Genomic DNA, 22338 nt, shown 5'->3' with positions numbered 1-22338 from the left:
ATGATCATGAAACTACCCCCTGACCAGGATTTTTCCCGGTCAGGGGGTAGTAGTCGTGGAGCCGGTGAGGGGACTTGAACCCCTAACCTTTCGCTTACAAGGCGTACCAGGCGCAGCGCTGTGCTTACCAGGACAAACACCAGCATAGCGGCGAGCGCAAATCGCCTAGTTGAAGGATGAGAGAACGATCTTGGTTCAAGTCCACAATGGACAGCTCAAGCCGCTAGCTGCACACCCCGTCGGCGGACATTCCGACGCCGCTCACCCAAGGAACCCGCGCGAAGTTTTCATTGCGCGAAAGCAAGCGCTTAGCTAATCTAAATAACAGGTAGTCCATTTGACGTGACCCTGCGAAACCTCCACCGGCACACCACAGGCGGTGGTCACCCGATCGGCCTAGTTGTCATGAGAGGTCAGGATTATTCCCGGAAGTGGGAATAATCACCCCGTACGCCGGAACTTTCACCATGCGACAACCCTTGGTGATCATTTGGTTACGACAGGCTTTGCGTGGGCGCAATACACGCTGCGTTACTGTCACACCTTGAGGCCGGACATTGCAGATAGCGGTCGACCACGTGTTCGAGTCCGCAATCTTACGGTCCCGTAACGGCGTTGTGCGCCGAAGGCACTGATAGGGCAACTGACGTGCGCGTCACTCTGCGCAACGATCTTGGTCGGTCGCGCGGCGCCGCATGTCCCGCCGGGCGGGCGCCATCCTTGCGCCCATGCACATAGTGCAGCCGGGGCGACCGGCTATTTACTCCGTGCTTGCGCATACGCAATCATTGAAGGCTCATCTACTCCCGTCGTAGTGTCCGATTCGTGGGGCGCGCTGCCGCCGCCGCACAGGTACTACGGGGGGTTTGATGTCTGTACGTGTTCACGCCCGCGTGGATGCTTTCGAGAGAATCAAGGCCGACCACGATCTGAGGTCTAACTACGCGCTTGCCAAGCGGCTTGGCGTGGCGCCGTCGACGGTCGGCCGTGTACTGAAGTGCGAGCAGCTTCCGGGTAACGAGTTCATCGCCGCCACCATTGCCACGCTCGGTGTCGGCTTTGACGACGTGTTCGCGGTCGAGAACTACGAGCACGATTCGGAGTGCGTCGACGTCAAGGCGGACGCATGACCGCCGCCGCCGCTCGGTTGGGCAGTTGGGAACCCGGTTCCGCTGAGTGGAACGCTGCGCGTTCGTCCGGGCTGGGGGGCTCGGAGATCGCCGCCGTACTTGGTCTGTCGCCCTGGGAGAGCCGTTTCTCGCTGTGGCACCGCAAGAAGGGAATCATCCCCGCGACGCGGGACAACGACGCCATGAGCCGGGGTCGTCGGCTGGAACCGGTGGTCGCGTCATGGTTCGCCGACGAGCACCCCGAGTACCGAGTGCGCCGTACCGGCACGTGGGCGAACCGCCGGCGACCGTGGCAGATCGCCACGCCCGACCGCGTGCTCTACGCCCGTACCGGTCGCGCGCTGTTGGAGATCAAGACGTCGACCGAGCCCGACGAGTGGGGTGCACCGGGCACCGACGAGGTGCCGATCTTCTACCGGTGTCAGGTGATGTGGCAGCTCGACACGATGGGCCTGTCGCGTGCCTACATCGCGGTGCTCACGAGTCGGCTCGACTTCCGCGAGTACGTCGTCGACTGGAACGCCGCCGAGGCCGAGGTGCTGCGCACCGAGGCGCGCGAGTTCCTCGACAGCCTCGACCGCGACGAGCGACCCGACCTCGACGAGCACGGGGCGACCTACCGGGCGGTGCGCGAGCTGCACCCGGATATCGACGACGTCGAGGTCGAGATCGACCCGGCGCTCGCCGAGCGGTACCGGGCTGCGGTCGCCGAGCACAAGGTCGCCGAGGCCGCCAAGCAGCGGGCGACGGTCGAGGTGCTCGACGCGCTCGGCACCGGGCGCCGGGCCGTGGTCGACGGTGAGTCGGTCGCGATCCGGGTGCCCGGTCGCGGTGACGCGCCGCCCTCCCTTCGCCCCTCCCCTGTCCGTTCGACGCCCCGGAAGGTGAGCGCCGCAGCATGAGCAACGCCCAGACCATCACCGGCGCCGTCGCCAAGCGGGAGACCTCCGCGCAAGCGCTGATCAAGCAGTACCGGGCCGACTTTGCGCAGGTCTTGCCCGACCACGTCAAGGCCGAGACGTTCGTGCGCCTGGCGCAGGGCTTGCTCAGGCGAAACGGCAAGCTCGCCGACGCCGCCGAGCGCAACTCGGCGTCGTTCCTGGCCGCCCTGCTGGAGTGCGCGCGGTTGGGCCACGAGCCCGGAACCGACGCCTACGCCCTGGTGCCGTTCAAGGACCGCAGGAACAACACCGTCGAGGTCGTCGGCATCGAGCAGTACCAGGGCGTCATTGAGCGGATGTACCGGGCGGGCGCGATCCGGTCGGTCAAGGCCGAGGTCGTCAAGGCCGCCGACCCGTTCGCCTACGAGCCCGACGTGATGGAGAGGCCGCGCCACCGGCCGAACTGGTTCGCCGAGCGCGGCGAGCTGGTCGGGGTCTACGCCTACGCCGTCATGCTCGACGGTGGCACCTCGCGCGTGGTGATGATGAACCGCGCCGACGTCATGAAGCGCAAGGCGGTCGCCCGAGGCGCTACCGGCGATGACTCGCCGTGGCAGACGTGGGAAGAGTCGATGTGGCTCAAGTCGGCTGTTCACGAGCTTGAGAAGTGGGTGCCGACGTCGTCGGAGTACCGGCGCGAGGCTCAGCGCGCCGCTCGTGACGTCGCCGCCGAGCAGCCCGTGCCGATCGGTTCACCCGATGGTGGCGGCGAGGACGTCGTCGACGCCGAGATCGTCGACGACCAGGCCCAGCGCGAGCAGGACCAGGCCCACACCTCGGCGGGTGGTGCGCAGTGACCGCGACCAGCGTCGACGGTGTGCGGGTGGTCGCCGACGAGCCGACCCCGGCGCCGATGCGCGACAACGCCGGTAGCCCCGTGCTGTGGCAGCAGACGCGCACGCTGCGCCTTGCCGACGGCCGGACGGTCTACGGGTGTGCGCACTGCGACTACACCTCGCCGAACATGCGGTCGGTCCGGCCGCACCTGAACAAGCACCGCGGCGAGCGCGGGCTCGGCGACCTCGGCAGCCTCGGCGGGCTCACCCTCGCCGAGGTCGTCGCCCGGCTCGCCGAGCGCGAGCAGCTCGTCGTCGACCGCGACCGGTGGAAGGGCCGCGCCGAGCGTGCCGGGCGGTCCCTGTCGACGCTGCGGAACGCCCTGCGGGGTGTCGCGTCGTGACGACCGCGCTTGTTCCCACCGGCCGCGTGCTCGTCTGCTGCGGCGAACACCTTCCGGGCGGCTGCTGCGACGCCGAGGACTGCGCGCCGTGCTGCCCGGAGTGCCCCGCCTGCCCCGTGGTGCAGGCACGCACACCCGACCAGCGCGCGGCCGACGCCGCCGCACATCGCGAGCTGCTGCTCGCGCTCACCGAGTGGGCGAACGACATCCGCTCGCACCCGATCCGAAGGGAGGCGCCGCCGTGCCCGATCAGCTCGCCCTAGCGTTCGCCGACCGCCACGCCGGCCAACAGGACAACCTCGCCGCAGCCTCGGCGGTGCACAAGCGCTACCGCGAGACCGTCGAGACCGTGCTCGCCGAGCTGGTGCGCCAGGGGCAGCCGTTCACCGCCGACGACGTGCGCAAGGCCATTCCCGACGAGGTCGCCGCCGAGGCGCACTCGCCGAACGTGCTGCCGTCCGTGCTCGGCACGTGGGCCGCGCGCCGGGTGATCGTGTCCTGCGGCGAGTACCGCAGCCGACGCCGCTCGCGCCGGGCCAGCCGTAACCGCGTCTGGATCGCCCGCAGCGCCGACTCGGCCGCCTAACCACCACACAGCACCACCTGACGAAGTTCGTCGCAGCTCTGCGGCGGGCGCGATGGCGCACGCCCGCGCCCGCAGCAGCCACCGGGGGAAATCGTGATCACCGATCCTTCACACCACGTCGACGCACGCCCGTCGACCAGTCGTCGGCTCGACGCGCTCGCCGTCGAGGCCGCCTTGCACGGGCGTCGCCCGTTCCGCGAGCTGCCCGCGCCCGAGGCCGTCGAGGTGCTGCGCATCCTGGCCCGTCGACGCGACCGGCTCGACCAGGTCGCCGAGCTGCTCGACGTCGACCCGGACGTCATCGCCGAGCAGTACGCCGCCGTGGGGGCGCGATGAGCGTGCACGCGCTGCGGTGGGCCGCCGAGCAGACCGCCGGCGGACCCATGCCGAAACTCGTGCTCTACGCGCTCGCCGAGCACGCCAACCGCGACGGGCGCACGACGACCTCGGTCGCCACCCTCGCCCGCGAAACCGAAGCGTCCGAGCGCACCGTGCGCCGTGCCCTCGACGCGCTCGCCGAGCGTCGTCTGATCGGCCGCGCCCGACGCCAGCGCGGCACCGGCGCCGACACGTCGAACGAGTACCGCCTCGCCCTCGACAGCCACCCGCGACCGGACACGGTGACACCCGCCCCCGGTGGTCACAGCGACAGTCCCCCGGTGTCACAGCGACACCCCCGGACTGTCACAGCGACAGCCCACGCGGGTGACACAGCGACACCCCAAGGTGAACCGGAACTACTGAACCGAACTACGGAACCAAGCCGCCTCGCGCACGCGGGTACGCGCTCCAGCGCACACGCGCGTACCGCGCGCACGCCCGCGCGAGGCTCGACCACGCTCGCCGACCTCTCGGCGAACGCCGTCCGGCCCGACGCCTACCGGCTGGTGTCCGCGTGGCGCACCGACACCGGCGCCGCCTACCGGCCGCAGACCGTGCGGGCACTCGCCCGCCACGTCGACGACGTGTTGCGCGACGGGGGCGACCCGACCGCAGTGCGCGCCGCCCTCGACGAGTGGCACCGGCGCCCCGACGCGCGGCCCGGTCTGCTGCCGCACCTGTACGACGACGCGGTCAAGGCCACCGCCCGCCCCCGACGACAGGCGGTGACTCCGACCGGTCGAGCCACTCGCGGCGACAAGGTACGTGGCTGGCTCGCGCTCGCCGACGACCAGGCCCACGCCGTCGAACCCGACCGGCTCGCCATCGAGGGGGCACGGTGAACCGCGCCCAGGTCGCGACGCTGCTCGGCGCCGCCTCGGCCGTCGACCCGCGCATCCCTGCGCCCGACGCCGACGTGCTCGACATGTGGGCCGCGGTGCTCGACGACGTGCCCGCCGAGGTCGCCGCCGACGCCATGCGCGAGCACTACCGGCGCCGAACCGAGACGATCATGCCCGCCGACATCGTCGAGCACTGGCGCACCGTTCGCCGCGACGCCGCCGAGCAGCGCCACCGCGCCGAGTTGACCGCCCGTACCCGCCGGCTCGACGACGCCGGGCTGCGCGCCATCCGATCCGGCGTCGCCCGCGTCACCGCCGCGCTCGCAGTCGCCCGTGGAGTCGACCCCGAGTACGCCGAGGCCGAAGCCGACGCCCGACGCGCCTACCTCGTCGTGCCGTGCCCGTACTGCCGCGCCTACCCCGGCAACCAGTGCACCGGACCAGGCGGGCGCCCGCTCACCAAGACCCCGGCACACCCCGCGCGCCTCGACGCCGCACTCGCCGCCACCAGCAACCAAGGGGACCAGTGACCAACCTCGACACCAGCGGTCGCGACCGGTCGGCAGCGTCGCCGCGCGTGCGCGCGGGCGACGCGCCGACCTCCTACCTGCTGCCGCTGCCCTACGACCGTCCGCCGCTCACCGCCAACCAGCGTCACGGTTGGCGCCGCCGGGCTCGGCTGACCGCCGGTGTACGCCGCACCACCGCCACGCTCGCCCGCTCGGTCGGCGTGCCCGCGCTCGGCCGCTGCTCGGTACGGCTGGTGTGGACCGTCACCGACCGGCGCCGCCGCGACGCCGACAACCTCGTGCCCACGTTGAAGGCGTGCGCCGACGGGTTGGTCGACGCCGGGGTCGTCGTCGACGACGTGCCCGCGCTCATGGTCAAGCACATGCCCGAGATCGTGCTCGGCGAGCGTGGCGCCCTGGTGCTCGTCGTCGAGCCGCTGCCCATCGGGGGTGAGGGGTGAGGGTCGGCTCGCTGTTCAGCGGGGTTGGTGGTCTCGACCTCGGGGTGCAGGCCGTACTCGGCGGTTCGCTCGCCTGGCACGCCGAGGTCGACCCGGACGCCTCTCGCGTGCTCGCCCACCACTGGCCCGACGTGCCCAACCTCGGTGACATCACGGGCGTGGACTGGTCGGAGGTCGAGCCGGTCGACGTGGTCACCGGTGGGTTTCCCTGCCAGGACGTCAGCAGCGCGGGCAGGCGGGCAGGCCTGCGCCCCGGCACCCGCTCGGGGTTGTGGTCACAGATGGCCTACGCCGTGAGCGTCCTACGTCCTCGGCTGGTCATCGCCGAGAACGTTCGGGGGTTGCTCAGTGCACCGGGCGCTAGCGACGTGGAACCGTGCCCGTGGTGTCTGGGAGACGACGCAGACCATGCTTTGCGGGCACTCGGCGCCGTACTCGGCGACCTGGCCGACCTCGGGTACGACACGGCGTGGTGTGGCCTACACGCTGCGGACGTGGGAGCCCCACACCTCCGGTTCCGCATCTTCATCGCTGCTACCCACGCCGACGGCGAGCAACCGACCGACCAGCGAGGGAGCGCTCGCGAACGGCAAGGGCGCCTCGCTGGAACAGACCGTCGACTTGCTGCCGACCCCGACCGCGTCGGACCGGTTCGGGCCGGGCAAGCACGGGACCGGGGGCGCGGACCTGCGGACGACGGTGCACCTACTGCCCACGCCGAGGGCGACCGACGGGCGCAGCGGCAGCGCGAACTACCGGGACAGCAGGGGTGGGGACACGCTCCCTTCGGCGGCGTTCTCCCTGCTGCCGACACCGCGCACGGGGCGCAAGCGCACAAGCGTGCGATGGGCACAGCGACCAGCCGAGCGGGGCGGGGCGTCCGGGGCGAGCTTGGAGCAGGCTCTCGAACTGGCGCAGGGGATTCTTCCGCACGAGTTCGACACGTGGCAGGACGTGCCGGCCGCGTGGATTTCGGCGGCTACGAGCCCGCAATCCAGCGATGGGAGCGAGTCCTCGACCGGCCAGCGCCCACCCCTACCATCGCTGGGTACCGGGGTGCACGAGTCCTGAACCCCTCCTTTGTCGAGTGGATGCAGGGACTACCCGAGGGTTGGGTCACAGGCGTCGACGGCATTTCACGCACCGCAGCGCTCAGGCTGTTGGGCAACGGGGTCGTGCCGCAGCAAGCGAGCGCCGCCGTGCCGTGGTTGCTCGACGCGCTCGCGCTTCCGATCGGTGATGCCGCGTGACCGCCGACCACCGCGGCGCCCTGGTGCTCGTCGTCGAGACCGTCGAGCGCGTGCTCGCACACCACCGCCGCCGCGACGAACACGACGCCGACCTCACCGGCTCCCCGCGCGTGACCTACTCCCCGATCACCCGCGCGCTCGACGAGGCGCTCGACACCCTGCGGAGGCTGCTCGATGACGCTGCGTCTGCCTGAGTGGCGAACACGGGCAGCCTGCCGAGGGCGGTTCGATCTGGACTTCATCGACCCGCCCGCCGAGCAGCTCGCCGAGTGCCGCGCGCTGTGCGCCGGCTGCCCAGTGGCCGAGCAGTGCCTCGCCGAGGCCCTCGACAACGGCGAGGCGTGGGGAATCTGGGGAGGACTCGACGCCGACCAACGCGAGCAGCTCGCCGAAGAGACCGGCCACCCCGCACCGGTGGTCAAGCCCGCCCACGGCACGAACAGCCGCTACGCCAAGCACGGGTGCCGCTGCGACCTCTGCCGGGAAGCGCACACCGCCTACGACCGGCAGCGCCGCGAGCGCAACCGGGCGCGGCAGGCGGACCCGTGGGCGCGGCCTCTCGCGCTCGCCAAGCCGCTACGTGTCGGACGTAGGTGGGCAGGCACAGGGCAGTACCTGCTTCCGCTCCCTGGGCTTCCTACCAGGGCGGATGTCGAACCAGCATCGGCTCTCCCTGCTGCGTGAACCTCGGCAACGGCAACAGCGCAGGAAGTTAGACACACAACACGGCGCAACATGTAACTACGACTAATCCAACGAGAAGAACTTAGGAACCTTGATCCGCAAATCTACAACGCGATGTTCAACATGATTAGAGACGCGGATCTAAGTTGCGGATTGCAGGAAGAGATTGAAGGTCGTATCTTGTAGTTGAGCCGACGCTATGTCGCTCAACGCAGACGGCGACCGAGTCACAGGTGCTGCAACACCCGACCCGGCCGCCGCCTTGGGCAACCTCCTAACGCATCATCTTCGCTGCTAGACGGAGTAGCCCGGCGAGCGGCCTGGTGAACCACGCCAGGCCGCTTGCACCCAGCTCACCAGCCAAAATGCCGAGCCAGTCGACCACCAAGGCAAGGCCCTCTAGCTGGTCGGCCAGCCTCGGAGGGGGCTCCCCCTTCGGTATACGACGACGGATCATGCGATAACCCTCCCTTCTCGGCGCCGCGCAGAGGCCCCGGACGCAAGGCATGACAGCGGAAATGCCGACCACGGACCACTTGGCCCACCTGGCTTGAATGACCTCATTGTTGCCGACGTCGAGCCGTGGCGCAATGTAACGCTATATAACACGCTAACTGAATGAAACCGATCAGCACGAGCAGCCGGACTTACGGGGTGCACCGGGGTGTAGGAGGGTGTACCGGGGTGCGTAGGGGAGTTGCACAACTCACCCTGAGTGACTATGACATGCGACACAGTGGCGGGCGAACCTGCCCGGTGACGCGGCTGTCAGACGCTCGGGTGTGTGATCACGTGCAGCGTTCCCTCGTGCGGCAACCCGACCTCTAGTGGTGAGGTCTGCGGGTTGTGCCTCGGCCGCCTGCTTGGCGACCTGGTCACGGTCGACGAGTTGGTCAACGAACTCGACGACACGGTCGCCCGGCTCACCCGGAGCGGTCAGCGGGTCGGCTCAGGTACGACCGAGATCGGCTTGCCGTTCAACGCCGGCGCGGCCGAGGTGCGCGACGACCTGCGCAACGTGTTGTCGACGTGGGTGCGTGAGCTGTGGGAGACGCACGGCTTGCGACGCGAGGTGCCCACCGGCGAGACCGCGTCGGACGGTTCGCCGATCGTGGTCGCGGAACTCGACCCGCTCGACGTCGACGACACCCTGCCGGACATGGCCGCGTGGCTACGCCGTCATCCTTCGTGGGTCGAGTACCACCCGGCGGGCGGCGAGCTGGTCGACGAGATCACCGACGCTGTCGAGCGCGCCCGCCGGGCCGTCGACCTTCCCCCGGCGCGGCTGTACTGCGGGCCTTGCCCGGACTGCGGCGCCGACCTGTACGCGCGCCCGGACCGGGTGACGGTCGGCTGCCGCGAGTGCGAGTCGCGGCATGATGTCGAAGGTCTTCGGGCCGCGCTGCTCGACGCCGCCCGCGCCCAGCTCGCCACCGCTGCCGAAGTCGCCCGCGCCCTGCCGAGGCTGCTCGGCCGCGACCTGTCCGCGAACACCGTCCGCACGTGGGCACGCGCGGGCAAGCTCACGCGCCGCACGCCCGACGAACGCGGTCGCCCCCGGTACCTGGTCGGCGAGGTGATCGACGTCGCGCTCGCCACCCCGACCCGCTCGCATGTCACCCGCGCCGGTGCCGCGTCTTCCTAAACTGCTCAATCGCAGCGGGTGAGCTGTACCCACACCGCCGAATCCGACAGCCCCGAGACCCCTCCCCCCTGGTCTCGGGGCTGTCGCACATCGCGCAGGGCGAGGTGGTCGACGTGCCTCGCAACCTGGTCACCGACGCCGACCGCGCCCGCGTGCGGGAGCTGCACGCCGAGGGCAAGACCCGCAACGACATCGCCCGCGCGATCGGCCGCTCGTCGTCGACGGTGACTGGCATCGCTCGTGATCTGGGGCTGTCGTTCGACCGCAGCAAGACCGCCGCCGCGACCGCTGCCCGACAGATCGACAACCGGGTGCGGCGCACCGAGATCGTCGGCCGGCTGTACGGCCGTGCCGAGCACCTGCTCGCCCGGTTGGAAGCCGACCGGTACGTGTTCACCGCGACGACGATCAACGGCATTGAGTCCAAGACGCTGGACCACGTTCCGGCGCCGGACGAGAAGGCGCTCGCGAGCGCGTTGTCGACGCACCTGTCGGCTGCCGGGCGGCTCGAAGCCGTCGACGCGGACAAGGGCAGCGAAGGCGCTAAGTCGATGCTCGGCGGGCTCGCCGTCGCGCTGGGGATTCAGACCAGTTTCGGCGATGGCTGATCTTCCGCTGTCGCCGAAACAGGTCGAGTCGCTGCGGGAGTCGTCGACGCGCGTATCGATCTGGTCGGGCGCGATCAGGTCGGGCAAGACGATCGCGAGCCTGCTCCGCTGGTTGATCTACGTCGCGTCGGCGCCGCGTGGCGGGCAGCTCGTCGTCGTCGGTCGCACCCGCGACAGTGTCGCGCGCAACGTGTTCGCGCCGCTGCAAGACCCGAGCCTGTTCGGGCCGCTCGCCGCGCAGGTGCACTACACCGCCGGGGCGCCGACCGCCCGGATTCTCGACCGCACCGTGTACGTGCTCGGCGCCTCAGATGCCAAGGCCGAGAAGGTGCTGCGCGGCATGACCGTCGCCGGCGCCTACGTCGACGAGCTGACCGTCGTGGCCGAGGACTTCTTTACGCAGTTGCTCGGCCGGATGAGCGTTCCGGGTGCGCAGTGCTTCGCGACGACAAACCCCGATTCGCCCGCCCACTGGCTCAAACGGCGCTACCTCGACCGGCTCGGCGAGCTGCCCGACTGGCGCTCGTTCTCCTTCGTACTCGACGACAACCCGGCGCTTGAACAGTCCTACAAGGACAGCATCCGGCGCGAGTACACCGGGTTGTGGTTCCGACGGTTCGTGCTCGGCGAGTGGGTCGCCGCCGAGGGCGCGGTGTTCGACATGTGGTCGCCCGACGAGCACGTGCTGCCCTGGGACCAACTCCCGGACATGGCGCGGCTGCTCGCCGTCGGGATTGACTACGGCACGACCAACGCGACCGCCGCCCTACTGCTCGGCGAGGGTGTCGACCACCGGCTGTACCTGGTCGACGAGTGGCGCCACGACCCCGCGCACGCGCAGGTGAGGCTCACCGACTCGCAGCTCTCGGCAGGGCTGCGCGACTGGCTCGGCACCGGACACCTTCCCAGCCCGACCGGACTGCGCCCGCAATGGGTCGTCGCCGACCCCTCGGCCGCATCGTTCCGGGTGCAGCTCCACAACGACGGCGTGACCACGCAAGCCGCCGACAACGACGTCGCGTACGGCATCCGTGTCGTGTCGTCGCTGCTGGCCGAGCGCCGGCTGTTCGTGGCCGATCGGTGCCGCGGCTTCATCGGCGAGGCGCCCGGCTACTCGTGGAACGACTCGGCGACCGCCAAGGGCACCGACGCCCCGGTCAAGGTCGCCGATCACAGCCTCGACGCCGCCCGCTACGCGATCACCACCACGGAAAACCTCTGGCGTTCCTCGCTGGCTCTTGCCGCCTGACCTGCGAAGGGGGCGAGCATGGGCGACCAGTGGCCCACGAAACCGTTCGACCAGGCCGCGACCAAGATGCGCGAGTGGGATGCCTGGTACACCGGCAGCCCCGAGCGGCTCGCCGCCCTGTACGGGTCCGGCCCGGTCGTTCACACCCGCCCCGGTCAGTACCGGGGTGGGCTGGTCGGCGCGGTGTCGCGGTTCTTCTGGGGGCGCCCGGTCTCCCCTCGGGGGCAGCAGCGGACCCGGTTGCACGTGCCGCTCGCCTCGGACATCGCGACCGCGAGCGCCGACCTGCTGTTCGCCGAGCCTCCCCGGATCACCGTCGAGAGCGACTCGGCGCAGGTCCGGCTCGATCAGGTCATCAACACCCCGGACGTGCACAGCTCGCTACTGGAGGCCGCCGAGGTCGCCGCCGCGCTCGGCGGGGTCTACCTGCGGGTGGTCTGGGATGCCGACGTGCGCTCGCACCCGATGCTCGACCCGGTCGACGCCGACGCCGCCGTGCCGGAATGGCGGTGGAAGCAACTCGCGGCGGTGACGTTCTGGCAGACCGTCGCCGCCGACGGGCCGACCGTGCTGCGTCACCTCGAACGCCACGAGTCCGGCCGCATCGTGCACACCCTGCACGAGGGCAGCGACGACGAACTCGGCCGCGCGATCCCGCTCACCGAGCACCCGTCGACCGCGTGGGCCGCCGAGTTGGTCGACGCCGACGGCGCGATCGGCACCGGCACCCGCCGGCTCACCGCCGCCTACGCCCCGAACATCCGACCGTCGCGGCAGTGGCGGCCGATTCCGGCGCTGCGCCCGCTCGGTCGCTCGGACTTCGACGGGGTCGAGCCGCTGCTCGACGCGCTCGACGAGACCTATTCGTCGTGGATGCGCGACGTCAGGCTCGCCAAGGCCCGACTACTCGTGCCGACCGGCTACCTGCAACCGAACGGCCCCGGACAGGGCGCGACATTCGACGACGATCAAGAGGTCTTCCACGAGCTGAACATGCTCACCGGCCGTGGGGACGGCTCGCCGCCTATCACCGCCTCGCAGTTCGCGATCCGAGTGCGCGAGCACCGCGAGACCGTCGAGCAGATCACGCACGACGTCTTGCGCGCCGCCGGGTACTCACCATCGAGCTTCGGCGAGACCGACGGCGCGGCGACCGGGGTCACCGCGACCGAGGTCGTCGACCGCCGGCTGTCCTCGGAGACCACCCGCGACAAGAAGTCGCGCTATTGGTCGGCCGCGCTCGCCTCGATCACCGGCGCCCTGCTCGACGTCGACGCGCACGTGTTCGGCACGCCGGGCGTACGCGGCACCGAACCGGCCGTGAACTTCGGCGACCAGGCCCAACCGGACCCGGCCGAGCTTGCCCGCACCGCGCAAGCACTGCTCGCAGCCGAGGCCGCCTCGACCGAGGTCCGGGTGCGCATGGTCCACCCCGAGTGGGACGACGATCAGGTCGACGCCGAGGTCGCCGCCATCCACGCCGAGACCGGCCGCAGCGTGCCCGAGCCAGCGAACTTTCGAAGCCGTTCCTTCAACAGTAACGATCAACCATAGTATCCGATCCTTCTAGGGAGGTATACGCGTGCAGTCGATCGGATACTGGGAAGCATGGACGCTTTGGTGGTCCGGACAGAAGGTTGACGGATTGCAAATGTGGGGCTTCCCAATGCTATGGTGGGGCCGAAGCGGAAAGATAATGCAATTTACAGGAGGTTTGATTGCAGTACTGGACATCATCGGAAGCGAGCGTTTAAAAAACGCCGAGAGAAAAGTGCGCCTGTTCTCCCGCATATTTGCCAAGCGACCTCGTACAATACTGCTTCTAGCTCGAAGGTACTCTTTTTGGCTACCTTTCGGAAATGCAACAGTAGCTGTGATCTACGCTATGTATCTAGCAGTCATTGGCGGCCTTCAGCTTGCACTTGTGCATAAATTCGACTTCACACGAGACTGGCTTTACAGCAACCCCCGTAACGTACGTTTCATCCTACCCGGGTTGATGCTCATCATAAGCATGTTTGTCGCATACCTGCTTCGCAGAGTGGCATACATGCCCTGGGCAGTATCGGCATGGTTATTCAAAGCAGACAGACCTGGACACCCAGCACGTTGGGCAGCATTTTTCTCTATCGCTATTGGGTTTCATATAGACCTTTTAGCGTCATAAACTAACCGTACACGGAGGTAACTCCGTGGGTTGGAGAACTTTTACTGACACTGCCGTTAACGGCGCCGTCGAGCAGCTTGCCCGCGACATCCTCGCCGTGTTCACCCAGGCCGAGGCGCGGCTGCTCGCCGACATCGCCCGCCGCGCCCGCGCCGGCGCCGAAATTCCCGAGTGGGCGGCGCAGAAGGCCGCCGCCGTGCGCGAGCTGCGGCTCGCCGTCGAGCGGATGCTCACCCAACTACGCGCCGAGGTCGACACCAGCGCGGCCGAGGCCGTGCTCGCCGCGTGGCAGGCGGGCAGCGGCGCCGCGCTCGCGCAGCTCGCCGACCTCGGCGCGCTCGACGAGTCGCAGCTCGTCGCGCTGCGCGACGTTATCCCCGGTTGGGGTGCCGCCGCGCTGCTCGCGGCCGACCTCACCAGTCGGCTCGACGCGCTGTACCTGCGCGTGTTGCGGTGGGCGCAGGATGCCTACCAAGTCGCGGTAGCCGCTGCCGCGCCCGCTCAACTGCTCGGCATCGGCACGACCCGCTCGGCGCAGCGTGCCGCGTGGGATCGGCTGGTGTCGGACGGGGTGACCGGGTTCGTCGACCGGTCCGGGCGCGCGTGGAACCTCTCGTCGTACGTCGAGATGGCGACCAGGACGGCGACCGCGCGAGCGTGGAACGAGGGGCACCTCGCCCGCCTCGACGAGTTGAACGTCGACCTGGTCACCGTGTCGAACACGGCCGACGGGTGCGAGCTGTGCTCGGTGTGGCAGGGGCGCATCCTCTCCCGCAGCGGCAGCGCGGGAGAGCGCACCGTCGAGAACGAACTCACCGGCGAGCCGATGCTCGTCGACGTCGCCGGCACCGTCGACGAGGCTCGCGCCGCCGGGCTCATGCACCCGAACTGTCGGCACACCTTCCTACCGTTCATCCCCGGCGTTACCCGGCTCGCCGAGCCGGTCGAGCACGACCAGGCTGCCGAGGACGAACGCGAGCACCTGCGCGAGCTGGAACGCAAGGTGCGCAAGGAGAAGCGCAAGGAAGCCGGCGCGCTCGACGCCGCCGGTCGTCGCCGGGCGGGGCAGCGCATCCGGGAACTACAAGCCGAGATCCGCGAGCACGTCGACGCGACCGGACTCAACCGCAAGAGCTACCGCGAGCAGCTCAACCTCGGGCACGGCACCCTCTCGGCCGCCCGGCGCCGCCGCGCCGCGCTCGCCGAGCAGGTCGCCGAAGGCACCGCCGAGCAGACCCGCCTCGACGCCGTCCCCGCCGAACAAGCCGCCCGACGCGAACGGGAACGGCTCGCCGCCGAGGCCGCGGTCGACCTCACCGCCTTGACCGACGAGGAACTCGACGAACGGCTCGCCGAGGTCGCCGACAACGACGACGCGGTCGAGGCGGTGCTCGCCGAGATGGATCGCCGCCACGCCGAGGCCCAGCAGGACACCGACGAGCAGGACACCGACGGCGTCGAGGGCGACGACCCAAACGCCGAGCAGTGGGCCGAGGTCGACCGGCTCGTCGCCGAGGGCTACGACTACGAACAGGCTTACGCCGAGGTGTTCGAGGTCGATCCGGAGCGGCTACGCCGCGACGACGCAATCGCCCGTCTGCGCGCCGATGGGTTCAAGGGCCGAGGGTTCGACGAGTTGGTCCGCGCCGCCTACGCGAAGGCCCTCGACGAACAGTATTTCGCCGCCGAGGCGGCGACGAACGGCTACATGGTCACCGCAGAGGGGCAGCGCAAGGGGATCGACCCCCGGAACCTGTGGAGGCAGAACGAGGCTTACGCCCGTCGGTGGGCGTCGGACGAACTCAAAGAGTGGTGGGACGCAAACGGTAGGCTCACCTTCGACGAGTTCCGCGCCGCGCTTCTCAGTGGCGGCAACGAACAGCGCTACCGCACAGGGGGTGAGACGTGGCTCCAGTGACCGCCGAGCAAGTGCGCGCGGTGCACGCCGAGGGCTACGCCGCCGGGCACGCGCTCGCCCCGTCGCAGCCCAACCCTTACGCACCTGCGCACGTGCCGGTGTGGCTGGACCGGCGCACACCCGCCGAGCAGCGCGCCGACGAACAACGCGACCGTCCCGCGCGCATCCTCGCCGGGGTGTGGCAGCGAGCCCACTCCGACGGGCTCGCCGCCTACGCCCGTGATCGTGGGCTCGAACTCGCCTCGCAGGTTGACTACTCGTCGGCGTGATCGTTGGAGCCGACCGGCTCATCGGGCTGTTCGACGAGGTGCGGGTCATCACCAGCGTAGAACCGAACGGGCTTGCTCCGAACTACTTTGCCGTTGCCGAAACGAACGGCAGCGCGCAACCGTAGTTCAGTCATCGCGGTTTTCCGTAGCACTTGGTGCACGTTCACGTTGACTTCGTTCAACGGCAAAGCAACCGTGTGCGAGGCGTGTACGTCCATGCGCGCGGGTGGCCCACCGCGCAGGAACCTTGTTGGCAGGTAGGAAACACCCGACCGGTCGACGAGCTTGACCCCGTCGACCGTCAACCCCTGGCGCCCCTTGCCGAAAATCTGGATGACGAGTACATGATCGACCGACGCATCGAGCGGGTTGTCGTAGACGTTGATTCCCGCTTTGGGGGTTGGCACGGTGAAAAGATCGGTGCCGCTGTAGAGGCCGATACCCATTTCAACCGACGCGCGACCGCCCGCCAGAAGGTATGACGAGACATTCCAAAGGAGCGACACACTGCCAGTGATCGCGCCGACGATCGCCAAGGCATCCGAAGTAGCCACGCGGTCAACCTAGACCGACTTGCGCGGGCGCCCCGTTCGACCCGGAAGGTTGTCGCGCCACGCCTCGACCTCGGGCAGACGCGCAGGCAACCAACCGGGCACGCCCCGGTCGTCATCGTCGACGACGGGCTCGCCGTCCGAGGCGACGTCATACGACCCGATAACGACGTCGGGTTCGGGGAACGGGTGATCGGAGCCCTTCGGGTACCGCTCGCGCCACTTCACGACCGCATGACGAGAGACCGGGCGCCGCAGCGCCCGGCCCAACCCCGCCATGTCGAGGTAGTGCTGCGTCACTCGCCGAGCCCTTCCTGAGCCGTGGTCGGTGCCATAAAGAGCGGCTCGCGCCACTCCACCGCTGGCCGCACGTGGTCCCCATCGGTCACGACCGGCACGTCGACCTCGACCAGTACATCACCCGCAGCGGGTGCCGCGATCTCGTCGAGCGCGTCCTCGATCGTGAGCTGCATCGGCAGGTCGTCGATCGAGAGCTGCACAGGCTGCTCGCCGAGCAGGTCAACCAAGCTGATCAGTTCCCCCACCTGACACCCCTTAAGTCGTCTCCGTTGGCGACAACTTTACGGCACCACGTCGGAAGTCGTCCAGAAGCGAGACGACTTTTTGTCGTGCGCTCGCGAGTCCGCCGAGCGCCTCCCGTGATCACCGGTCCTAGGAGGTCCGCCCATGTCCGCACCCGTACCCGCGCCGCCGCCAACGGGCGACCCGACCGGCACCCCACCGGCGCCGCCGAGCCCACAGGAGAACCTCGTACCGCCCGGCGAGCAGGGCGAGCAGGGCTCGGCGGACAGCTCACCCGACGTCGAGGCACTGCGCGCCGAGGTCGCCGAGTGGCGCACCCGGTTCGAGGGTGCGCAGCAGGGCATCGTCGAGAAGATCGCCGCTGCGCTCGGTCTCGGCAAGGCGGGTGAGGCGCCGACCGTCGAGCAGGTCACCGAGCAGCTCACCGCCGCGCAACGGGAGGCGCGCGAGCGCGCGGTCGACGTGGCCGTGTACCGCGCCGCTCCGACTGCGGGCGCCGACCCCGACGCGCTGCTCGACTCGGCGAGCTTCCGCACGCGCGTCGCCGACCTCGACCCCTCGGCCGCCGACTTCGCCGACAAGGTCGCCGCCGCCATCACCGCGACCGTGCAGGCAAACCCTCGGCTCGCCGCCGCGCCCTCGGCCGCTCCGCGCAGCGGCGGACAGATCACCGGTGGCTCGCCGACCGGTTCCGACGACCTCGGCTCGCTGTCGGTCGAGGACTACATCGCACGCACCCGAAAGCGGGGTAACTGATCATGCCCAACCAGCTCTTGACCGTCGACGTGATCGCCCGCGAGGCAATCGCCACCCTGTACGAACAGACCGTCATGGCCGCGCTCGTGCACCGGGACTACGAAGGCGACTTCACCGGCAACAGCGGCGACACGATCACCATTCGCAAGCCGGCGATTTTCCAGGTGAACGAGTTCAACCGGCAGACCGGGATCGTATTGCAGGAAGCGCGCGAGACCTCGGCCACGCTCACGCTGGACAAGATCCCCGACGTGTCGTTCGCGGTCACCTCCGAGGACTGGTCGTTGCGCATCTCGGACTTCGCCGAGCAGTTCCTACAGCCGGCAATGGAGGCCATCGCGCAGTATGCCGACCGGCTCGTGCTCGGCCTGCGCGCCGACATCACGCAGACCGTCGAGTACGACCCCGCCGCCGCGAACGTGTCCAACGTGCTGCTTGCCGCCGGCCGCGTGCTCAACGACGCCAACGTGCCGATGGCCGACCGGCGCGCGGTCGAGAGCACCGCGCTAACGGAGCTGCTTCAGGCCGACCCGCTGTTCAGCCAGGCCGACCAGGTCGGCGACGACGGAACGGCGCTGCGCGAGGCAAGCATCGGCCGCAAGCGCGGGTTCAACAACGTGATGTCGCAGAACATCAAGGACGACGTGTCGGTCGCGTTCCGGCGCGAGGCGTTCGCCCTGGCAACCCGGACGCTGCCGCTGCCCCGAGGCATCGGCGCAGGACAGGGCGCGATCGTGAACTACAAGGGCTTGGGCCTGCGGGTGATCTACGGCTACGACATGACCAAGAAGCAGGACATCGTGTCGATTGACTGCCTCATGGGCGTGAAGACCCTCGACCCCAAGCGCGCCGTGTTGATCAAGCGCAAGGCGGGCGCGTGATGGTGGCCTACCGCAACACCCGCACCGGCGAAGTGCACGAGCCCGAACCGGGCTCGTGGATGGCCGAGCGGCTCGCCGCGCTGCCGGACGTGTGGGAACCGTTCGAGTCCGCGCAGACCGTCACCCCGGCGCGACCGGCACGAGCGGCCCGCAAATCCGAGTGGGTCGAGTTCGCCGTAAGCCGCGGGCACTCCCGCGCCGACGCCGAGAGCCTCTCGCGTGACGACCTGGCGCGGCTGTTCGACGACGAGGACGCCGAGGCGTAGCCGCCGTGCGCAACTACGCCACCACGGCCGAGCTTGCCGCCTACGGCGGTGAACACCTGGTCGACGACGACTCGCCCCGACTGCTCGCCCGCGCGTCCGAGCTGGTCGACTCCCTGCTCGTCACCGCCGTCTACGACGTCGACGCGCAGGGCTACCCGCTCGACGAGCAGACCCGCGACGCACTGCGCCGGGCGACGTGCGCGGTGGTCGAGTGGTGGCACGAGACCGGCGACCCGACCGGCGCCGGCGGGCAGTTCACCGAGGCCGCGCTCGGCACGCTGCGGCTCAAACGAGCCGAGACCAGCTCGGCGCCGGACATCGCACCGACCGCCGTGCGCGTACTCGCCACCGCCGGATTGTTAGCGCACGCACCGCACGCCCCGGACCGCCAGGCACCCCGCTAGTAAGCGCCGGACCTATTTCCGCTGTTCAGGGCCGATTAGGTCACCGATTAGCCACCGATTACGCAGCCGACCAGTGAGCCGAGTGGACGGTCGAAGGGGGTGGCGAGTGCAGATACCCGCCGTGTTGCTGCCGCACACGATCACCGTGCGCCCCTACCTCGGCACCGGCCCCTACGACGACGTGTACGGCGACCCGGTCGTCATCCGGCGCACGTTCGTCGAGGACCGGCGCCGACTCGTGCGCTCGTCGACCGGCGAGGAAGTCATCAGCGAGACCACCGTGCGCGCCCGCCCACGCGAACACATCCCCGTCGGATCACTGGTCACCGTCTGGGCAGGCACACCCCACGAACGCACCGCCCACGTGATCACGGCCAATCTGTTCGACCACCCGTCGAGCTGGTCGCACATCGAGGTCTCGCTCACCTAGCGAGGGGATGCGACGTGGCGTTCGAGGTCAGCGGCAACGGTGGTGTCCGGATCGAGTGGAACGGGGACCAGATCGACGAGGCCGCTCGTCGGGGTGCGGCGCGCGGGCTCGGGTTGGGCGCCGAGCACGTGCGCGGGGTGTCGGTCGACCGGGCGCCACTGGACACCGCAGCACTGCGCGACAGCGCCACCGCAAGCCATGACGCCGACTCGCTGACCGCTGCCGTTTCCTACGACACCCCATACGCGGCACGGCAACACGAAGAACTGACCTGGCACCACCGGACCGGCGGGCCGAAGTTCCTTGAGTCCGCGCTCGCGTCCGAACGCGACGTCGTCGCCCGGCTCATACAGGCACAGATCAGGAAGGCGCTCGGCTCGTGAGCTGGACAACCCGGCTCGCGCACGGGCTCGCCGAGCTGCTCGCCGACGCCGGGGTCGCCGTCTACCGGCCGACCGGGGTCTATCGCGACGACGAGGTCGGCATCGTCGTCGGCATCGTGCCCACCGCGCCGCCGAGCGTGCTCGTGCTGACCCCGTATCCGCTCACCGACGACGTCGACCAGGCCGACAGCGTGCTCGGCCTACAGCTGCGAGCCCGCAGCGCCGGACCCGATCCCCGCCCGGCGCTCGACCTGCTCGACGCCGTGTTCGACGAGCTGCAAGGCGCGACGCACCTCAACCTCGGCGGCGCCCTGGTCCACCTCGCGCAGCGCACCGCGTCGGTGCCACTCAGCCGCGACCAGTCCGGCCGCTACGAACATGCAGACACCTACCAACTCATGACCCATCGTCCGACACGCCACCGGAGTTAGATGCATTAAGTTCTGGCTATGCAGAGCGGACAAGTGCCTATCTGGGTGCCGATCGTCGTGGGAGTTATCGGCCTTGCAGGCGTCATCGTAGGACAACTCATCAACGCAAGGCGCGAAGACATCCGGTGGAAGCGAGAAAGGGAACGGGAAGACCTTCGCTGGCAACGCGAAGTCGAGAAGGATCAAAAGGCGCGAGATCACGACTTCGACAAATACTGGCTAGACCGCAAGACGGACGTATACGCAGAGCTTTTGCAGGCATCAAGCGCTTGGCAAAAGGGTGCAGCTCTCGCCTCGCATCACACGGCCCAGGGCGACTGGGGACACGAAGGGTTCCTAGAGGCAGATACCTCCTTGAACAACGCCGTCACCCTCGTCGAGATATACGGCTCCGAAGAACTGGTCAATCTTGCGGGGCAGTTGCACGCCCTTCAGGTCGCCTGGTTCTTCGACCTCGTCAAAAAAGAGGTTATGCCGGTCGAAAAACGTCGTCTCATGGAGCGGCAAACCACTGAACTACATGAAAAGATCCTGAACCAGATTCGCAAAGAACTCCGACTTCAGTCGACCGCCGTTAACGAACCGGCCAAGCACGAATGAGAGGTAAAGGGTGGCACTCAGGTCACTTCTCGCAAAAGACTGGGCATTGGAGGTGGATACCCGCGCTGCGGGCGCCACCGTCCCCCAATGGACGCGCGTCAACGGGTTGACATCCTTCACCGAGACCACCGACGACAACACCGAGGACGACGGCGATTTCGACTCCGACGGCTGGGGTTCCACGGTCGTCACTCAGCGCACGTGGTCGATCGAGGCCGAGGGCAAGCGCAAGCGCACCGACGCGCAGGCGTTCACCCCGGACCCCGGACAAGAGGCCATCCGCAAGGCCGGACGCGTGGTCGGATTCGCAGCCAACATCCGCGTGCGCTGGTACCGGCGTGACGGTTCCCCGGACGCCTACGAAGGTGTGGCGACCGTGTCCGGGTTCACCAAGGGCGGCGCCGTGACCGCGTTGGAGCCGTTCAACTTCACGTTGAACGGGCAGGGCGCCCCGGTCGAGATCGCCAACCCCGTAAACGACGCCGGCGGCGCTGGCTCCGCTGCGGCTGAAACCATGAAGGCGGGTGCATGATGGCGTTCCGTGATTTGGGCGGGCTGCTCGACGCCGGGCTCGCGCTGCCGATCAACGGCAAGACGTACACCGTTCCACCAGTCGACGCCGAGACCGGGCTCAAGCTGCAACGGCTCGCCGAGGTCGCCGCACAGGTAGCCGACGCCACTGAGAACGGCGGGTCGCTCGACGGCATCGTGCTCGACGACGCTGCCGAGGTCGACCTCTACCGCGACGCGCTCGGCAGCGCGTACGACGAGATGATCGCCGACCGGGTGCCCTGGCCGGCGCTGAAGATCGCCGGGGTTACCGCGTGGCTCGACGCCGCGGTGTCGCGGGAGGCCGCCGAGGCGTATTGGAACGCGGCAGGCTCCCCGGAAGCGTTGGCCGGGAATCGGGCGAGCCGTCGGGCGGCCCGATCGACCCGGCAACCGGCATCCGCGAGTGGTACGACCCGCACCCGCAAGACAGCGCCGAAGACGGCGAAGGCCACACCTGGGCGCAAGTCCTAGAACGCTGGCAACTCGTCGAGGCCGACCTGCACGAGGTCTACGGCGTCGACGTCGAGTCGGGCATCCTGCGCGCCCGCTCGTGGCGCTGGCTGCGCACCCGCATCGTCGGGTTGCTGTCCTGCGAGTCCCGACTCGCCCGCGCGCTCGCCCCTCCCGAACAACACCGGCCGCGCCACTGATCGGCGCCTGACCAGCGCGCCGGGGGTGATCCCCCGTGGCACTCACCATCGGTGAACTGGTCGGGTTCTTG

At 69.0% G+C, this 22338-nt stretch carries 32 protein-coding genes and 1 tRNA gene; 29 read left to right on the top strand and 4 right to left on the bottom strand.

Going from position 1 to position 22338, the window contains the following annotated elements; genetic code table 11:
* Positions 1-56 precede the first annotated feature (56 nt).
* Positions 57-144, bottom strand: a tRNA-OTHER gene (locus AB0K14_RS03355).
* A 749-nt stretch (positions 145-893) separates the two neighbouring features.
* Between AB0K14_RS03355 and AB0K14_RS03350 the strand changes: the two genes are divergently transcribed.
* The 19 genes from AB0K14_RS03350 (at position 894) to AB0K14_RS03260 (ending at position 15820) form a co-directional block, all read left to right on the top strand.
* Positions 894-1130, top strand: coding sequence for a helix-turn-helix domain-containing protein (locus AB0K14_RS03350; protein WP_360454029.1), 237 nt, complete (start codon positions 894-896; stop codon positions 1128-1130).
* A complete protein-coding gene (locus AB0K14_RS03345) occupies positions 1127-2032 on the top strand; it encodes a lambda-exonuclease family protein (protein WP_360454031.1) in 906 nt (301 codons plus the stop codon). The genes AB0K14_RS03350 and AB0K14_RS03345 overlap by 4 nt, the downstream gene beginning before the upstream one ends.
* A complete protein-coding gene (locus AB0K14_RS03340; protein WP_360454033.1) occupies positions 2029-2868 on the top strand; it encodes a recombinase RecT in 840 nt (279 codons plus the stop codon). The genes AB0K14_RS03345 and AB0K14_RS03340 overlap by 4 nt, the downstream gene beginning before the upstream one ends.
* Positions 2865-3251: a hypothetical protein gene (locus AB0K14_RS03335; protein WP_360454036.1), complete on the top strand. Its 387-nt coding sequence runs from the start codon at positions 2865-2867 to the stop codon at positions 3249-3251. The genes AB0K14_RS03340 and AB0K14_RS03335 overlap by 4 nt, the downstream gene beginning before the upstream one ends.
* Positions 3248-3514 carry a hypothetical protein gene (locus AB0K14_RS03330; RefSeq protein WP_360454039.1) on the top strand — a complete coding sequence of 89 codons (267 nt, stop codon included), beginning with the start codon at positions 3248-3250 and terminating at the stop codon, positions 3512-3514. The genes AB0K14_RS03335 and AB0K14_RS03330 overlap by 4 nt, the downstream gene beginning before the upstream one ends.
* A complete protein-coding gene (locus AB0K14_RS03325) occupies positions 3493-3837 on the top strand; it encodes a hypothetical protein (protein WP_360454042.1) in 345 nt (114 codons plus the stop codon). Before AB0K14_RS03330 ends, AB0K14_RS03325 begins: the two co-directional genes overlap by 22 nt.
* 93 nt (positions 3838-3930) lie before the next feature.
* Complete coding sequence (locus tag AB0K14_RS03320; protein WP_360454044.1) at positions 3931-4173, top strand: hypothetical protein; 243 nt, start codon at positions 3931-3933, stop codon at positions 4171-4173.
* Positions 4170-5060: a helix-turn-helix domain-containing protein gene (locus tag AB0K14_RS03315; RefSeq protein ID WP_360454047.1), complete on the top strand. Its 891-nt coding sequence runs from the start codon at positions 4170-4172 to the stop codon at positions 5058-5060. The genes AB0K14_RS03320 and AB0K14_RS03315 overlap by 4 nt, the downstream gene beginning before the upstream one ends.
* Positions 5057-5590 (top strand): hypothetical protein, encoded by a 534-nt coding sequence (locus AB0K14_RS03310; RefSeq protein ID WP_360454050.1) that lies wholly within the window; start codon positions 5057-5059, stop codon positions 5588-5590. Before AB0K14_RS03315 ends, AB0K14_RS03310 begins: the two co-directional genes overlap by 4 nt.
* A complete protein-coding gene (locus AB0K14_RS03305; protein WP_364337254.1) occupies positions 5587-6030 on the top strand; it encodes a hypothetical protein in 444 nt (147 codons plus the stop codon). Before AB0K14_RS03310 ends, AB0K14_RS03305 begins: the two co-directional genes overlap by 4 nt.
* Positions 6027-7280 carry a DNA (cytosine-5-)-methyltransferase gene (gene dcm, locus AB0K14_RS03300; RefSeq protein WP_360454056.1) on the top strand — a complete coding sequence of 418 codons (1254 nt, stop codon included), beginning with the start codon at positions 6027-6029 and terminating at the stop codon, positions 7278-7280. The genes AB0K14_RS03305 and dcm overlap by 4 nt, the downstream gene beginning before the upstream one ends.
* Positions 7277-7474, top strand: coding sequence for a hypothetical protein (locus tag AB0K14_RS03295; protein ID WP_360454059.1), 198 nt, complete (start codon positions 7277-7279; stop codon positions 7472-7474). Before dcm ends, AB0K14_RS03295 begins: the two co-directional genes overlap by 4 nt.
* Positions 7455-7964 carry a WhiB family transcriptional regulator gene (locus AB0K14_RS03290; RefSeq protein WP_360454062.1) on the top strand — a complete coding sequence of 170 codons (510 nt, stop codon included), beginning with the start codon at positions 7455-7457 and terminating at the stop codon, positions 7962-7964. The genes AB0K14_RS03295 and AB0K14_RS03290 overlap by 20 nt, the downstream gene beginning before the upstream one ends.
* 784 nt (positions 7965-8748) lie before the next feature.
* Positions 8749-9609, top strand: coding sequence for a hypothetical protein (locus tag AB0K14_RS03285; RefSeq protein ID WP_360454065.1), 861 nt, complete (start codon positions 8749-8751; stop codon positions 9607-9609).
* Between the two features lie 113 nt (positions 9610-9722).
* Positions 9723-10217, top strand: coding sequence for a hypothetical protein (locus AB0K14_RS03280; protein WP_360454068.1), 495 nt, complete (start codon positions 9723-9725; stop codon positions 10215-10217).
* Positions 10210-11466 (top strand): PBSX family phage terminase large subunit, encoded by a 1257-nt coding sequence (locus AB0K14_RS03275; protein WP_360454070.1) that lies wholly within the window; start codon positions 10210-10212, stop codon positions 11464-11466. Before AB0K14_RS03280 ends, AB0K14_RS03275 begins: the two co-directional genes overlap by 8 nt.
* Before the next feature lie 18 nt (positions 11467-11484).
* Entirely contained in the window at positions 11485-13020 is a 1536-nt protein-coding gene (locus tag AB0K14_RS03270) for a phage portal protein (RefSeq protein WP_360454073.1), read from the top strand.
* 638 nt (positions 13021-13658) lie between these two features.
* The gene (locus AB0K14_RS03265; RefSeq protein WP_360454077.1) at positions 13659-15551 is read left to right on the top strand and encodes a phage minor capsid protein; all 1893 of its coding nucleotides are present in this window, start codon (positions 13659-13661) and stop codon (positions 15549-15551) included.
* Positions 15548-15820, top strand: coding sequence for a hypothetical protein (locus AB0K14_RS03260; protein ID WP_360454080.1), 273 nt, complete (start codon positions 15548-15550; stop codon positions 15818-15820). The genes AB0K14_RS03265 and AB0K14_RS03260 overlap by 4 nt, the downstream gene beginning before the upstream one ends.
* On the opposite strand, the gene AB0K14_RS03255 is transcribed toward AB0K14_RS03260, so the two are convergent.
* Genes AB0K14_RS03255 through AB0K14_RS03245 form a run of 3 tightly spaced genes read right to left on the bottom strand, consistent with a single transcriptional unit; the run spans position 15805 to position 16916 of the window.
* Positions 15805-16374, bottom strand: a complete 570-nt coding sequence (locus AB0K14_RS03255; RefSeq protein ID WP_360454084.1) for a hypothetical protein — start codon at positions 16372-16374, stop codon at positions 15805-15807. The two genes, AB0K14_RS03260 and AB0K14_RS03255, sit on opposite strands and share 16 nt — an antisense overlap.
* A 9-nt stretch (positions 16375-16383) precedes the next feature.
* Entirely contained in the window at positions 16384-16671 is a 288-nt protein-coding gene (locus AB0K14_RS03250) for a hypothetical protein (RefSeq protein WP_360454087.1), read from the bottom strand.
* The gene (locus tag AB0K14_RS03245; protein WP_360454090.1) at positions 16668-16916 is read right to left on the bottom strand and encodes a hypothetical protein; all 249 of its coding nucleotides are present in this window, start codon (positions 16914-16916) and stop codon (positions 16668-16670) included. The genes AB0K14_RS03250 and AB0K14_RS03245 overlap by 4 nt, the downstream gene beginning before the upstream one ends.
* A 142-nt stretch (positions 16917-17058) precedes the next feature.
* Between AB0K14_RS03245 and AB0K14_RS03240 the strand changes: the two genes are divergently transcribed.
* From AB0K14_RS03240 to AB0K14_RS03195, 10 genes are all read left to right on the top strand, one after another.
* Positions 17059-17670: a hypothetical protein gene (locus AB0K14_RS03240; protein WP_360454093.1), complete on the top strand. Its 612-nt coding sequence runs from the start codon at positions 17059-17061 to the stop codon at positions 17668-17670.
* Positions 17671-17672: 2 nt separating this feature from the next.
* On the top strand, positions 17673-18551 hold the full coding sequence (locus AB0K14_RS03235; protein ID WP_360454096.1) for a P22 phage major capsid protein family protein: 879 nt from the start codon (positions 17673-17675) through the stop codon (positions 18549-18551).
* Positions 18548-18817, top strand: a complete 270-nt coding sequence (locus tag AB0K14_RS03230; protein WP_360454099.1) for a hypothetical protein — start codon at positions 18548-18550, stop codon at positions 18815-18817. Before AB0K14_RS03235 ends, AB0K14_RS03230 begins: the two co-directional genes overlap by 4 nt.
* 5 nt (positions 18818-18822) lie before the next feature.
* On the top strand, positions 18823-19221 hold the full coding sequence (locus AB0K14_RS03225) for a hypothetical protein (RefSeq protein WP_360454102.1): 399 nt from the start codon (positions 18823-18825) through the stop codon (positions 19219-19221).
* Between the two features lie 106 nt (positions 19222-19327).
* Complete coding sequence (locus AB0K14_RS03220) at positions 19328-19651, top strand: hypothetical protein (protein ID WP_360454105.1); 324 nt, start codon at positions 19328-19330, stop codon at positions 19649-19651.
* A gap of 14 nt (positions 19652-19665) precedes the next feature.
* Complete coding sequence (locus AB0K14_RS03215) at positions 19666-20034, top strand: hypothetical protein (RefSeq protein WP_360454108.1); 369 nt, start codon at positions 19666-19668, stop codon at positions 20032-20034.
* On the top strand, positions 20031-20465 hold the full coding sequence (locus AB0K14_RS03210) for a minor capsid protein (RefSeq protein ID WP_360454111.1): 435 nt from the start codon (positions 20031-20033) through the stop codon (positions 20463-20465). Before AB0K14_RS03215 ends, AB0K14_RS03210 begins: the two co-directional genes overlap by 4 nt.
* 18 nt (positions 20466-20483) lie before the next feature.
* A complete protein-coding gene (locus AB0K14_RS03205) occupies positions 20484-21065 on the top strand; it encodes a hypothetical protein (protein WP_360454114.1) in 582 nt (193 codons plus the stop codon).
* 10 nt (positions 21066-21075) lie between these two features.
* Entirely contained in the window at positions 21076-21597 is a 522-nt protein-coding gene (locus AB0K14_RS03200) for a hypothetical protein (RefSeq protein WP_360454117.1), read from the top strand.
* The gene (locus AB0K14_RS03195; protein ID WP_360454121.1) at positions 21594-22088 is read left to right on the top strand and encodes a hypothetical protein; all 495 of its coding nucleotides are present in this window, start codon (positions 21594-21596) and stop codon (positions 22086-22088) included. The genes AB0K14_RS03200 and AB0K14_RS03195 overlap by 4 nt, the downstream gene beginning before the upstream one ends.
* Positions 22089-22338: the final 250 nt, after the last annotated feature.

This window comes from Actinosynnema sp. NPDC050801, assembly GCF_040673975.1.
Lineage (GTDB): Bacteria > Actinomycetota > Actinomycetes > Mycobacteriales > Pseudonocardiaceae > Actinosynnema.
This window is presented reverse-complemented; position numbering and strand designations above follow the sequence as displayed.

Bases quoted from the DNA above. Each gene is read 5' to 3' on its own strand.
- AB0K14_RS03290 (WP_360454062.1), top strand. From the start codon at position 7,455: ATGACGCTGCGTCTGCCTGAGTGGCGAACACGGGCAGCCTGCCGAGGG.
- AB0K14_RS03205 (WP_360454114.1), top strand. From the start codon at position 20,484: ATGCAGAGCGGACAAGTGCCTATCTGGGTGCCGATCGTCGTGGGAGTT.
- AB0K14_RS03270 (WP_360454073.1), top strand. From the start codon at position 11,485: ATGGGCGACCAGTGGCCCACGAAACCGTTCGACCAGGCCGCGACCAAG.
- AB0K14_RS03195 (WP_360454121.1), top strand. From the start codon at position 21,594: ATGATGGCGTTCCGTGATTTGGGCGGGCTGCTCGACGCCGGGCTCGCG.
- AB0K14_RS03340 (WP_360454033.1), top strand. From the start codon at position 2,029: ATGAGCAACGCCCAGACCATCACCGGCGCCGTCGCCAAGCGGGAGACC.
- AB0K14_RS03315 (WP_360454047.1), top strand. From the start codon at position 4,170: ATGAGCGTGCACGCGCTGCGGTGGGCCGCCGAGCAGACCGCCGGCGGA.
- AB0K14_RS03275 (WP_360454070.1), top strand. From the start codon at position 10,210: ATGGCTGATCTTCCGCTGTCGCCGAAACAGGTCGAGTCGCTGCGGGAG.
- AB0K14_RS03235 (WP_360454096.1), top strand. From the start codon at position 17,673: ATGCCCAACCAGCTCTTGACCGTCGACGTGATCGCCCGCGAGGCAATC.
- AB0K14_RS03345 (WP_360454031.1), top strand. From the start codon at position 1,127: ATGACCGCCGCCGCCGCTCGGTTGGGCAGTTGGGAACCCGGTTCCGCT.
- AB0K14_RS03240 (WP_360454093.1), top strand. From the start codon at position 17,059: ATGTCCGCACCCGTACCCGCGCCGCCGCCAACGGGCGACCCGACCGGC.